The 11,773-nt window shown below is 33.3% G+C and carries 15 protein-coding genes and 1 pseudogene; 6 read left to right on the top strand and 10 right to left on the bottom strand.

All coding sequences use genetic code 11. From position 1 onward, the window contains the following. On the bottom strand, window positions 1-311 hold a 311-nt coding region (locus tag A2U94_RS19680; RefSeq protein ID WP_197473422.1), incomplete at its 3' end, for a helix-turn-helix domain-containing protein. A 473-nt stretch (window positions 312-784) separates the two neighbouring features. Here A2U94_RS19680 and A2U94_RS19685 point away from each other — a divergent pair. Then, entirely contained in the window at window positions 785-967 is a 183-nt protein-coding gene (locus tag A2U94_RS19685; RefSeq protein ID WP_025908226.1) for a hypothetical protein, read from the top strand. 31 nt (window positions 968-998) lie between these two features. Here A2U94_RS19685 and A2U94_RS19690 read toward each other — a convergent pair whose 3' ends face one another. The 6 genes and pseudogenes from A2U94_RS19690 to A2U94_RS19710 all read right to left on the bottom strand — a co-directional run bounded on the left by A2U94_RS19690 (window position 999) and on the right by A2U94_RS19710 (window position 3,106). After that, window positions 999-1,370, bottom strand: a complete 372-nt coding sequence (locus A2U94_RS19690) for a hypothetical protein (RefSeq protein ID WP_025908225.1) — start codon at window positions 1,368-1,370, stop codon at window positions 999-1,001. A 96-nt stretch (window positions 1,371-1,466) separates the two neighbouring features. Then, window positions 1,467-1,691, bottom strand: a complete 225-nt coding sequence (locus A2U94_RS19695) for a helix-turn-helix domain-containing protein (RefSeq protein ID WP_025908224.1) — start codon at window positions 1,689-1,691, stop codon at window positions 1,467-1,469. Between the two features lie 9 nt (window positions 1,692-1,700). Beyond that, a complete protein-coding gene (locus tag A2U94_RS20980; protein ID WP_081801813.1) occupies window positions 1,701-1,850 on the bottom strand; it encodes a YvrJ family protein in 150 nt (49 codons plus the stop codon). After that, on the bottom strand, window positions 1,850-2,434 hold the full coding sequence (locus A2U94_RS19700; RefSeq protein WP_025908223.1) for a sigma-70 family RNA polymerase sigma factor: 585 nt from the start codon (window positions 2,432-2,434) through the stop codon (window positions 1,850-1,852). The genes A2U94_RS20980 and A2U94_RS19700 overlap by 1 nt, the downstream gene beginning before the upstream one ends. Window positions 2,435-2,584: 150 nt before the next feature. Further along, window positions 2,585-2,788, bottom strand: a pseudogene (locus A2U94_RS19705) (VOC family protein); the annotation flags it as partial. A gap of 60 nt (window positions 2,789-2,848) precedes the next feature. After that, window positions 2,849-3,106: a DUF3967 domain-containing protein gene (locus tag A2U94_RS19710; protein WP_081801812.1), complete on the bottom strand. Its 258-nt coding sequence runs from the start codon at window positions 3,104-3,106 to the stop codon at window positions 2,849-2,851. Between the two features lie 366 nt (window positions 3,107-3,472). Between A2U94_RS19710 and mobV the strand changes: the two genes are divergently transcribed. The 3 genes from mobV (at window position 3,473) to A2U94_RS19725 (ending at window position 6,031) form a co-directional block, all read left to right on the top strand. After that, window positions 3,473-4,705 carry a MobV family relaxase gene (mobV, locus tag A2U94_RS19715; protein WP_025908220.1) on the top strand — a complete coding sequence of 411 codons (1,233 nt, stop codon included), beginning with the start codon at window positions 3,473-3,475 and terminating at the stop codon, window positions 4,703-4,705. 144 nt (window positions 4,706-4,849) lie between these two features. Continuing rightward, complete coding sequence (locus tag A2U94_RS19720) at window positions 4,850-5,266, top strand: hypothetical protein (RefSeq protein WP_025908219.1); 417 nt, start codon at window positions 4,850-4,852, stop codon at window positions 5,264-5,266. Between the two features lie 177 nt (window positions 5,267-5,443). Then, a complete protein-coding gene (locus A2U94_RS19725) occupies window positions 5,444-6,031 on the top strand; it encodes a MarR family transcriptional regulator (protein ID WP_025908218.1) in 588 nt (195 codons plus the stop codon). Window positions 6,032-7,135: 1,104 nt separating this feature from the next. Here the strand turns inward: A2U94_RS19725 and A2U94_RS19730 are convergent. Further along, window positions 7,136-7,567: a hypothetical protein gene (locus tag A2U94_RS19730; RefSeq protein WP_025908230.1), complete on the bottom strand. Its 432-nt coding sequence runs from the start codon at window positions 7,565-7,567 to the stop codon at window positions 7,136-7,138. Between the two features lie 470 nt (window positions 7,568-8,037). Between A2U94_RS19730 and A2U94_RS21705 the strand changes: the two genes are divergently transcribed. Together A2U94_RS21705 and A2U94_RS19735 are read left to right on the top strand one after the other, a co-directional pair. Beyond that, window positions 8,038-8,184 carry a hypothetical protein gene (locus A2U94_RS21705; protein WP_175384226.1) on the top strand — a complete coding sequence of 49 codons (147 nt, stop codon included), beginning with the start codon at window positions 8,038-8,040 and terminating at the stop codon, window positions 8,182-8,184. A gap of 604 nt (window positions 8,185-8,788) precedes the next feature. Next, a complete protein-coding gene (locus tag A2U94_RS19735; protein WP_025908229.1) occupies window positions 8,789-9,349 on the top strand; it encodes a site-specific integrase in 561 nt (186 codons plus the stop codon). Between the two features lie 761 nt (window positions 9,350-10,110). Here the strand turns inward: A2U94_RS19735 and A2U94_RS19740 are convergent. Together A2U94_RS19740 and A2U94_RS19745 are read right to left on the bottom strand one after the other, a co-directional pair. Beyond that, a complete protein-coding gene (locus A2U94_RS19740) occupies window positions 10,111-10,743 on the bottom strand; it encodes a DUF3967 domain-containing protein (protein WP_025908228.1) in 633 nt (210 codons plus the stop codon). A gap of 206 nt (window positions 10,744-10,949) precedes the next feature. After that, a partial coding sequence (locus A2U94_RS19745) for a helix-turn-helix domain-containing protein (RefSeq protein WP_197473423.1) occupies window positions 10,950-11,773 on the bottom strand: 824 nt, incomplete at its 5' end.

An 11,773-nucleotide genomic window follows, 5' to 3' on the forward strand; every position in this document is an offset into this window, starting at 1 on the left:
CTCTTGCGTTTAGTAGCATACTGCTTTAAAATACCTAAGCTTTCTAGCTTATTACAGATATTAATAATAGTTCTACGTGTACGATCTACCATTTTAGCAATGTTATTCTTAGTTAAAAAACTAACTCCAGTATACTTTGCAGAGTGACGATGTAAGATATCTAATACAGCTATGTCTGTCTTATTTAATTGATCTTTATATGTTTCTTTATATGTACGCACAGTTTCATTTAATTTATCAATAGAATGAAATGTTGCTAGATTTTCGTATGTTTCTTTATTCGCGATAATTGTTATTCTTTGGTTTGCCATTCTCATTCTCTCCCTTTTATATAGAAAACAAAAAAGGACGTATCTACCGTATGGTAAACACGTCCTTTTAATCATAATAAAAGAGACTAAACTCAACCCTTGTTTTTCTGGAAATTCTATCGTAAAATACAGATAGGAATTACAGAAAAAAGGTGAAGCAGGTGTTTACCGTAGTGCTGTTACGGTGAACGGTTATATAAGGGCCCTAATCCTTCTATAACACGCTTTGCCTTTTTTGTATTTCCGGACTATTTAATTAAATTAATTGTAGCAAAATTCACCAATTTAAACAATGTGATTCAAGGAATAATTTTAATAATCTTAAATTCTCTTAAAGTTAAGACCGGCGTAATTTCTATAAATGATAAGGGTTACATTTTTAAAAAAATTGGTCTATACCAGCTATTGTTTTAGATGAATGCAAATGTTAATATATTTAGAAGATCGTTCCAATAATTTGGGGGTGTTCTATAATGAAATACATAGCAATTGGTGTTGCTGCATTAATTTATTCATCTATATTAGATTATTTAAGTGATGAATATGGACTCAATTATTTTATTAGGTTGATACTTTTAGCAATTTTAGTAGGTATTACTTATAAGATATTTGAAAGAGTAGAGCTACGTAACAAAAAAGAGCATACTAAAGACTGACCTTTCTTCAGGTCAGCTTTAGTTATATCTCTTAATATGTTGTAATTTTTGGATTGCTGGATCTGTGCCAAGCAGTTCCAGAGCCACTCATATAAGAATAGCGTGAAGTTTGAGTAACTTTAATACCTTTTGCATCATTATCTTTAACCTTCTTTAAATAACCTTTTAAAGTAGTGCTTTGCGACTTAATTGCAGTAGTAAGTGCATCTTTTCCTAAGTCTGAACCGAGAGCACCACCAATTGCGCCAAGAACGCCTTTTACTTTACCACCGATTGCAGCTCCAATCGCGACTGCAGCTTTTTCAACTACATAGTCAGTGATCTTGGCAAAGCTGATTTTCTTCTGTAATTCAGCTTTTGAAATATATTCTGTTGTTGTTTTAGTATCTCCTACCATTGGCATAATATCGTCCTCCTAAATATTAATCATTTAAAATTGTTTACACTATATAAAAGACTAGCTGCGACTTAAATAACAACCTCATATAAAGTTTTTTATTTATTTTTTTATTAAATCCCAAAAACCTGGTGCACTTGTATCAAACCTATTAATTGCTTTTAATATTTGGATTTGTAATTCTTGCTCTAGATCTTCTCTTTCTTCAAAGGAATGGGCTAGTTGACTCTCTTTTTTTACCTTTGGAATGAATAAAGAGACAACTTTCGAAGTCGCAGTTTCATCACCTTTTTTTGCTTGTTGTACTAATTTATATAATGAGCTCATAGTCATTCCTCATTTCTTCTGAATTTCACCAATTAGATTTTCAATTACTTCTTCTAATCTTTGAAAGCTTTTTTCTAAGCGAGTTAATAAATAAAAAACTAAAACAATTGGAAATCCAACATTACTCAATGCTGTAAGCCAATCAAATTGGGTTTCCATTAAATAGCCTCTCCATACAAGGTCCGAATCTTATTGAGGATTTTTTGATAGGTTTTAGATACGTATTGCTGAGAAACTCCTAATAAAGCCCCAATCTCTGTATGGCTAAATTGATATACAAAGGATAAGTTTAATATTTGTTGTTGTTTAGTGGTTAGCGAGTTAATTATTTGACATAACTTTTGATCCTTTATGAAATCAATTAAATTATTAGATGTCTTTAGGAATATATCGATTATCTCTTCATCGCTACTAACTAATTCTGCAAAAGAAATTCCACTTTCTTGTGGTTTATCCATGATTAGTTGATAATGGTTGAAGTGTTTTGTTGTTTTTACATAATATTTTTGCGCATAAAATTTTAGGAGCATAGAGAGATAATGAGTCAAACGAACTTCCGCATAAAATTCTTGAAATGCCTTATCTAAATTCTCTCTATTTTTTAATTGAGGATGACAGATAGATTGCTCTAACATCTTAAAATTTTCCTTTTTTTCTAAAAAACTTTTAATGATGGGGTTTTCTAATTCTCTTTCATATTTCATTAAAAAGAGATTTACTTTTTTATAGTTGCTTTTTAACATAGATTAACTACCTCCTTCTAATTATATAAAAGGAATTTAAGAAGAAAATTCACAACCGAAAACGAACGTATGTTCTATTTAATTATATACTAAACTGCTCCATTTTTGAACGGAAAATAGAAAAAATATCATAATTAACTAAAATTATCTATATACAACAAAAGTATATGAATGTTGAATTTCATTTCTTGGAATATCCTCTTCTGTGTTCAAAGCAATCCATAAGCCATTTAAATCAAAATAGGCTAACTTTCTCCCTTTAACAAGTAGCTTTGCTTGAAGGACATTTTGATAAAAATCTATTGATTTATCTAGATTTGAAACTGAAAAACAAATGTGGTTGATACTTAACAATGCTTATTTCCTCCTCGAATTTTGAAATCTTTTTAATCAGTTTATAGGTCTTATAAAAAATCATCTTTTCCATAATTTTTGCCACCAACTCTTCTTTTCTTCTAGTGATGTAGCAATCTGTTCTTGAACTTCTAATAATAACTTTTTTGTTTCCTGTGAATCTCTTAATGACTGGATTAACTTTTGATCACGTTCTTCAAGTTTGTTATTTATATAATCTTCTTGGTGTTGCTGCTTCTTTTCTACATCAGCAACATGCTTCCGCAATTCCGCAATCTCTTCTTTTTGATCAGCAATCACCTGCATGGTTTTACCCATTTGTTCGAATGCTATTTGAAGTTGCAAAGCATACTGTTTTACGTCATTTTCTGCTTGCTGTTGCGCTAATGCTGTGTTGCTGCGGTTACTTACTTAGCACCTTTAGGGTGCAATTGTTGCCTTTATGGCAACATAGTTTTAGGGGATTTATATAGCGATCCAACGTGCTGACGTTGGCGGGGGTAGTGGGGCGAGAAGCCCCGCGGTCTTAGGTTTTGCACGCTTGCGTGCTTGCCTGTTTGACAGGCAAAGAGCCTCGCAGAGCACACGACTTTATGGATGTAAAGTATAGTGTGCTATACTTTACATGGAAGTAGTGACCGGATTATAATCCTAAATAGAGGTGTACATAAGGGTGGTGGAGGCATGAGTTTTGCGATTTGTCGGATGGAAAAAATGAAGTCCCATGATTTAAAAGGAATGCAGTTTCATAATCAACGAGAGAGGGAGAGTAAAACGAATCCCGACATCGATAAGGAGCGTTCTCATTTAAATTATGATTTGGTGAATCCGGATAAGATTGATTATAACAAACGAGTGAAAGAGATCATTGAGAGTCAGAAAACAGGAACGAGGAAGACCAGGAAGGATGCTGTTCTGGTCAATGAGTTGCTGATCACGTCTGATCGAGGTTTTTTTGATCGGTTAAATCCAGCTGAAGAAAAACAGTTCTTTGAAGAGAGTTATAAATTATTTGCTGATCGTTATGGCGAGAAGAACATTGCGTATGCGATGGTTCATATGGATGAAAAAACGCCTCATATGCATTTGGGGGTGGTTCCCATGCGTGATGGGAAGCTACAAGGAAAACATGTTTTTGATCGGAATGAATTACGTTGGATTCAAGACGAGTTTCCAAAGCATCTGCAGAAGCAAGGGTTTGATGTGGAGCGAGGAGAAAAAGGATCTAATCGGGAGCATTTAACGACGCAACAATTTAAGGCCAAAACATTAAAAGAACAAGTTGAGAGGTTAGAAAGTTCTTTATCTGAAAAACAAGCAGCGAAACAGGAGATTGAAACGTCTATCAATGAGATTGAGCATCGTTTAAGCGATTTAGGGAAGTCGTTAGATCAAGTGAAAAAGGTGGACGAGATTGACGTAAAGCTTGAAAAGAAGATGGGCTTATTCGCTTCTGACAGGGTCATATTGGAGCGAAAGGATTTTGAAGGTATTGAAACCTTAGCGAAAGCTTCAGAAGCCCTTAAAATGGAAAATAGGCAGCTTAAAATAGAAAATCAAAAACTTCATGACGGAAAAGACAAGCTTATAATGGAACGTGATTTGGTCCGAAACGAAAATATGGAGTTGAAGAAAGAAAACAAGCAGCTGAAAAAAGAGAATGACTTTTTAAAAGGAACACTAGAAAGAGTAAAGGAATTGTATCAGGAGAAATTGCCTGAACTGGCGAAGATGGTTGGGTATGTGAAGGCGAGTTTTTTAGATAAAGCGAAAGAAAAGTTGTTAAAACGATATTTTACTGATGATAACGAAATCAAAGGGGCTCAGAAATTTGCCCTGGATAAACAGGAGCAAGAAAAGCAGATCCAATCGACACGAAAGAGAAATCGTGATCGGGAGGGTGGTTTGGAGCGATAAGGAAAAAGCCCATTATCGTATAGAACCCCGCCGTCGCAAGCGCAAGGAATCGAAATGAGCTTTTTTTTATTATATAAAAATGAAAGAGATTTAGACATAAGAAAGAAGTTTGGATGATCATGTTAATGGTCAGAGGGAGGAAGAATGATTTGTTCGTACTGTGGGTCTGATAACGGTGGAAACTATGCAGAAAACTGTGGGTTTTGTGATGCTCCATTGAAGAAGCAGCGTCCAACGATGAAAGAGTTTGTCTATTTAAATCAATGTGAATTACCTTTTGATCAGCTGTCGAACTTTCATACATATGATTTATTGGTTTTGCTACGATTGGTAAGAGAAGAACGGTCAAAATCGTATAATCTCATGAGAACCGTTCAGAAGGCGCCAGAAGAGGTTGTTGTTGATCTAGATACATCAGCCTTTGCGGAAAGTGAATATAGGATCTATACGGCTCGTATGAAGGTGGTAGAAGGTATTTTGATTGATAGAATGGGGTACAAGCCTAAAAGAGTAGATGATAAATTACTAGAGAGTTTGAGAAAAAAGGTAGAAAATGGCTAGAAAAAAGGGAGTTTTATTGGTATTGTCGAAAGTAGAAAAAGAAAAAACCGCCCTGTCTTTGGTCGGATAGGCGGTTTTTGAAAATTTGCAAGGGATTAGTCCCTTTATTCACATTATTAGAGTATTTATATTCTAACACAAAGAGACTAATTCCTGCTACATAGGGAGAGGAATTAGATGAAAAAAAATGTTGGTAATTTTAGTGAAGCAGAAAGAAAAGCACGATTAAGAGATTTAGAAAATGAAAAGATATTAACTGAGGAAGAACTACAACAAGCAACTGAATTGCAAACTAAAGCAAATTCTAGAGGAATGGTATTAATTCCTGAAAGAAAAGTTAAAAATAAAGCGAGGTTTGTCCAGTTGAATCAAGCAAATCTTTTGTATTTACGTGAAATTAAATATCTAACTACTGCTGAAAAGACTTTTTTAATAGATATTGCTCCTCATGTTGAAATTGAATCTAATTGCATTGTAGAAGATTGTAAAAAGATTAACTCAACACCTTTAACTCAAAGTGATCTTGCAGTAGTTTTAGGAAAGAAAAAACAAAATGTAAATCCGATTATTAAGGGTTTAATTGATAAAGGCATTTTAGCCCGTTCTGAAAGTGGTTTAGAAGATAATAATGTTAGAGCATATGCTTTATTTGTAAATCCTCATATTATGTTTTCTGGAGACAGAGACAATGTAAACGGAACTTTAAAAGCTATGTTTAGAAGAACTCCTGCTGAATTAAAAAAACTACCTGAGAAATTATTTTAGAGCCAATTTTGGCTCTTTTTTTATTCATTTCGTGGTAATGATTTTTCATTACGAAAGTAATGATTTTTCATTACCACGAGATTACCCGAAAAACCAATCATATCAAGGGTTTAACCCACTTTTGAAAACTCCCCCCTTCTTACTCTTTATTTAATAGCAATTCGTCATTCGTTTTGCAACACTAATTTTATATATTTTTCGTTATTGCCTTTAAGGCTAAAAGGTTGCCATCAAGGCAACCAAAACCTTGTTTGTAAGGAGCTATAGTTAACATAATGAAGCATTATTGGTACTAAAAAAGGATCTCCAATTGAGATTAAGTGTTGATCTGTAAGTGTGATTAAATGAATAACATACCTATAACATCAATATTTTTAATTTATAAAGTAATCTTTCATTAACGAAAGTAGGTGTTTGTTTTTGCAAATTCATGTTGTTAGAAGTGGACAGAGTCTTTATGTCTGTTATATAGGCAACTACAAATGTTTCTTAAAGATAAGCTTAAGTAGGGGATCATTTTCAAGATTGTTATTGGTAGGTATTATAAATTACGTTAGTAATTATGTAGTTAGCAATAACTTTTTTATTTTCTACTCCTTCTCCTATTTAACGAGGGGATGATGGGGCATATGCATAAAAAGGCTACTTTTCATACAAGATCTATTAGTTAAAAAGGAATGAAAACATTGATAAATCAACGATGTATAAAAAGCTGCATAAACCATAAATTTAAAAAGCAAACGAGCCCTTGTGTATCAAGGGCTCGTTTTTTTCATGTGTTCCGGAAAGAGTGTTTATGTAAACTAGTTTTGTATATGGGGTCTCACCAACATTTAGCGGAAAACATACGCTAAGCAGATTTCGATAAGTAAATTAGGGCCTTTTATACGTTTAGACATTAAATTCGTTCACAAACTTAATATTTTAATAATTATTGAACATTGATTATTGAACGAGTTAATGGACACTTCCGAAGGGAAGAAACACTTATAAATCCTTTAATGACAAGGTGTTCACCAACTCAAGATTTTCTGAACAATTCCTTAGCGTATGTTTTCAGCGTTTCGTTGGTGGGACCTCTATATGGTATACATAGCTTATATTTTAATCTTGAGATAAATAAATCCAATTTCTTTCATCAAATTCTTCAATAATATAACTTGAACCTATATCTTTTAAAATTTTATTGAAAAATTTTATGTCAACTTCGTGATCATACAAATCTTCTTGAATGTATTCTGTAAAGATAAAGTTTGTTAAATTTGTATTGTTAACAAAATCTGAAAAGAATGATTTTAGAAAGTATGAATTTTCTTCACTTAATTTTTCGTCATTGATTAATGAAATCCTGAAAACATTTAAAATCGCATTAATATCTTCTTCATCCATATAACATAATGGATCTAGTTTTTTATCTTCTTCTGTGAATGGTTTTCTAGTGTCTTCAATTACTACATAAGAGAAGATTTGTCCGTCTTTTGATACTCGAAAAATTTCCAAATCCCGCAATTTTATAATTCTATTAAACGATACCATAATTTCCTCCTACCCAAATAACAATTCAAATTAGATACTACTAAGTTTAAAGGTATAGTATTTATTTTACAGTAAAATAATCTTATTTGTTGTTAATGAATATATACATACACATAAAAAAGGGATTTGCAGCTGTAAATTTCTTTTTTGTTTCCTAGAATATGGATTATGTTAACTAACTTTGTATACGATATACAGTTAAAAAGAGAAAAAACTACCTTAGGCGGGAGGAGTTTTTTCTGCTAAAGAAGAAAGTTAGTTGTAGATGCCTCACGGCGTCTTGAGTAGTTTGCTTAAAGTAGTAAAAATTATGCATACAATCGAGTGTAAATAAAATTTTATTTGAATTTAGGTTTCGAAATATATAAAAAGGGGAAAAGTAACCTAATTTTGTTCCAGATGAATTTTAAATAAAAAAATGATTAATATGTTGATTGAACAAATTATGATAATGAATCTGGAGGGAAGGTATGTCAATTAATAAAGAAGTTTTATATCGTGGTACAAGATTTAAAATTATTCATATTTATAGTTCTGGTTATTGTGAGCTTAGAAAAATTAATGATCCTTTCAAAGTAGAACTAGCTTTATTAAATGATATCTTACTAACAGGATAATGAAGGCTGAACATTCTTATTTGATTAACGAAACTGACTCAATTTAAATATTATTGCTAAACAAACATATTAATCATTTTTTGATAAAAACAGAAGAGACTCCTGACCATGGTCAGGAGTCTCTTCTGTTACATTTATTTTATTGAAGGGGTACAGTCCCGAAAATGCAGATTTACAACGTTAAGCAATTCTGAGAAGAAAAAAAGGCTAACTTAACAACGATAAGGGTTTTGAGACAAGTCATATGATACATTCAAAACTCTTATTTTACCTATTATTAATTCCATATCAATAGAGTAGACTCTATTGATACATGCCTTAGATCCCTTGATATAACTGGGTTTGCATTCTTACCGTTGTAAATCCGCAAAATCCTGATGCCACCCCTTAAGTCACTTTTTAGATTTAGGAACTCCTCATCTGTTACAGTAAATGCAATATGAGTAACACTATGTTGCATTCAACGCAGATGGAAAATAAAGAAGAACCCTTGATAGATAAGGGTTCTTCTTTATTTTTGAATATGATAAACTAATCAATACAACATATTAAATACATAGACGTAGTTCAATATAACATACTGAATATATAGAGAGGTGAGTTTATGCTTATTAAAGGGCAGCAAACCGTTGAACCCATTCGAGATCCAGAAAAGATTCGAATGATGAAAGAACATTTACTACATAAATCTTATCGTGATTATTTTCTTTTTGTCTTTGGCATCAATTCTGGGCTACGCATTAGCGATATTTTACCTTTAAGGGTTATGGATGTTCGGTCGGCCGATCATCTTCGTTTTCGAGAACAAAAGACAGGGCATGTACGAAAAATCCGGATTCCACATAACCTTCAACAAGAGATTGAAAAGTACACGCGTCATATGGCTGATTCTGACCTTCTTTTCCCTTCTCGGAAGGGTACAAGTCACGTTCGAAGAGAAACGGCCTGGAGGACCATTAACAGCGCCGCACGCGCGTGTGGTATTAAAGGGGCCATCGGTACCCATACCATGAGAAAGACATTTGGCTATCACTTCTACCAACGAACAAAAGATGTAGCCATGTTGCAACAAATCTTTGGCCACTCGGCGCCGTCTGTTACACTCCGATACATCGGGATTACAGATGACATGATTGATCGAACATTAGAAGATTTTGCGTTATAAAGGAAACATAATCGTAGAGTAAGATGGCTGCTTAAACTAGAGGCATACAGCCATCTTATGCTATAGATATGCCTTCTTTTTTTGTTTATTCCTGCCGAAAACACCGGCGGCCATTTTGCTCATAGAAAACCTTTTTTTCGTGAGCGTTCCAAAATAACGTGGCCGCCTCTCTAAATTCCTGAAGAGCATAAGGGGTTTTTGCTATCACAGGGTGTGATAGGCTAGGCAAAGCCTAGCAAAACCGTGATAGCAAAGAAAATCGCTATATGTCCCCCTTGAGTCCCCTTTTTTTGGTGGATGTCCCTTTCGCGTCCCCCTTTAAAATCTCAATGTCCCTCTATTTTGAAGCCATGTCCCCTTTACGTCCCCATCACTTAATATCCTTTTTCTAACTTTTACAGCAACGTTCACTTTAATTTTAGGGATATTATTCATCTAATTTTCAAAAGAATTTCAGGTTCTTTGTCTTACTTTACACACTAATAAAAGTATAAAATTTAAAAAGAGTATTTCACTAAAATCATGTGGACTTTGAGGGGACATTAAAAAAAAATGAGGTACCTGTGAAGGGTCCCTAATTAAAATATAGTAATTGTTGAAGGTACGCTGAAGGTGCCTAGCTTTAACTTGAGGGTACGTTGAGGGGGTTCTTGATAGGTTTTCTCTGGGCCCATAGTTTTGCTAGGCTTTGCCTAGCCCCACACAGTCTGCGGGGGCAAAAACCCCTTATGCTCTTAAAAGATTTTCTACTTTGTTACCCCTTACCTCCAGAATTCCCACCATTTCTTTTTATTTCTTTCTTGAGAAGTAGCTACGAGTTTCTTCGTTTCTTGAACTTCACGCATAACCTTAATAAGAAGCTCATCCCTTTTTTCTACCCCGTCTCTTTCATCTAACCTTTCGATCAGCATTCTCTTTAGTTCATGTATTTCTTGCGTTTGGTTGTTTTTGATGTTCTGTACTTCATTTTTAAATAGCTGTTCTTGCTGTTGAAGAAGTTTTACAAAGCGTTGCTCTTGTTCTTTCAACAAAACATTCATTAAGGTCATAGCGTCATGACTATCTGAATCCTCATCCTTTATGACGTCATGCCCCTTGTTATTCGATAAAGTTACATGGTCATGACTACTACCACCAGATTGATTTTGATAAGTACGGCCTATTTTTTTAGCTACTGATTCAATCGTCATACCGTCATAACTAATAAGCTCTAGGAACATTTCCAAAGCCTTTATATCCTTTTCTGTATAAAGCCTGTGTCCCATGTTATTTTTCTGAAAAACATAGCCTTCTTTTTCGAGACTAGAAATATACTTTTTAAAAACAGAATCTTTTAAGTTTAATTTTCTTAACACTTCGCCTGTTTTATAAACTAAGTTATCTATTTCAGACATACCGTCATGCCCCCTTAATTACTCATTCGTCATGACGTCATAATAGCCCTTCAACCAGCTTGGCCGCAACGAATAGTTTCTATCTGACAACTGGTAAATATCGTCATATAGATATCTAGTAAGTTTATTAAACAGGTAAATTGTATATAGTTTGTAAGTTTATATAAAATCGTATGATTACAGAGAAAATGAACTAGGTAAAATTATTAAACACCTATAACATCAGCAAATAAGCTGAGCGAAGGTACTTTTTTGTTTTCGCTAGGCTTGTCCAATAGTATTAATGCTCGTGTAATCGCTTGTTGATCTTTTACAATATCTTTTGTATCTTCGCGTTCAGATAATTGGTTATAAGCAATGGTATAGGCGATCTTATTCATTTGTTCAGCAGTTAGATTACGTCCCTCTTTTATGTAATCTACAAGCTTATCAAAAGCAATATGAGCAATTGTTTGCATGATATCTTTATCGATATGTACATCTAATTTTTTCATTGCGAGCCATACACGTCCGTATAATATTTTAATTTTGTCACCAAGAAATGCTTGATAGTGTTGTAAATGTTTTGGAACAAGTTTTATATATGGAGTACGTTTAGATGCTTTTGTCATATTTAGATGATTAATATTATGTATTTGTTTTAAAGAGATATTGTTTTTTTGGTGTGAAATTTCTTGAGTTTCTTGTGTGAAATTCTGATTACTTTCTTCATTTTTCACTTCTTGTTCTGAATCTTGAATAGGTAAAATAGCAATAGCGTTACTTGTTTGCTGCATATCGCTCTTGCGTTTAGTAGCATACTGCTTTAAAATACCTAAGCTTTCTAGCTTATTACAGATATTAATAATAGTTCTACGTGTACGATCTACCATTTTAGCAATGTTATTCTTAGTTAAAAAACTAACTCCAGTATACTTTGCAGAGTGACGATGTAAGATATCTAATACAGCTATGTCTGTCTTATTTAATTGATCTTTATATGTTTCTTTATATGTACGCACAGTTTCATTTAATTTATCAATAGAATGAA

This window comes from Bacillus sp. VT 712, from assembly GCF_001614195.1.
In the GTDB taxonomy this organism is placed as follows: Bacteria; Bacillota; Bacilli; order Bacillales; family Bacillaceae_H; genus Priestia; species Priestia flexa.

Coding starts and splice junctions, on each gene's coding strand:
- A2U94_RS19685 (WP_025908226.1), top strand. CDS start 785: ATGAAATACATAGCAATTGGTGTTGCTGCATTAATTTATTCATCTATA.
- A2U94_RS19690 (WP_025908225.1), bottom strand. CDS start 1,370: ATGCCAATGGTAGGAGATACTAAAACAACAACAGAATATATTTCAAAA.
- A2U94_RS19695 (WP_025908224.1), bottom strand. CDS start 1,691: ATGAGCTCATTATATAAATTAGTACAACAAGCAAAAAAAGGTGATGAA.
- A2U94_RS20980 (WP_081801813.1), bottom strand. CDS start 1,850: ATGGAAACCCAATTTGATTGGCTTACAGCATTGAGTAATGTTGGATTT.
- A2U94_RS19700 (WP_025908223.1), bottom strand. CDS start 2,434: ATGTTAAAAAGCAACTATAAAAAAGTAAATCTCTTTTTAATGAAATAT.
- A2U94_RS19710 (WP_081801812.1), bottom strand. CDS start 3,106: ATGGGTAAAACCATGCAGGTGATTGCTGATCAAAAAGAAGAGATTGCG.
- mobV (WP_025908220.1), top strand. CDS start 3,473: ATGAGTTTTGCGATTTGTCGGATGGAAAAAATGAAGTCCCATGATTTA.
- A2U94_RS19720 (WP_025908219.1), top strand. CDS start 4,850: ATGATTTGTTCGTACTGTGGGTCTGATAACGGTGGAAACTATGCAGAA.
- A2U94_RS19725 (WP_025908218.1), top strand. CDS start 5,444: ATGAAAAAAAATGTTGGTAATTTTAGTGAAGCAGAAAGAAAAGCACGA.
- A2U94_RS19730 (WP_025908230.1), bottom strand. CDS start 7,567: ATGGTATCGTTTAATAGAATTATAAAATTGCGGGATTTGGAAATTTTT.
- A2U94_RS21705 (WP_175384226.1), top strand. CDS start 8,038: ATGTCAATTAATAAAGAAGTTTTATATCGTGGTACAAGATTTAAAATT.
- A2U94_RS19735 (WP_025908229.1), top strand. CDS start 8,789: ATGCTTATTAAAGGGCAGCAAACCGTTGAACCCATTCGAGATCCAGAA.
- A2U94_RS19740 (WP_025908228.1), bottom strand. CDS start 10,743: ATGTCTGAAATAGATAACTTAGTTTATAAAACAGGCGAAGTGTTAAGA.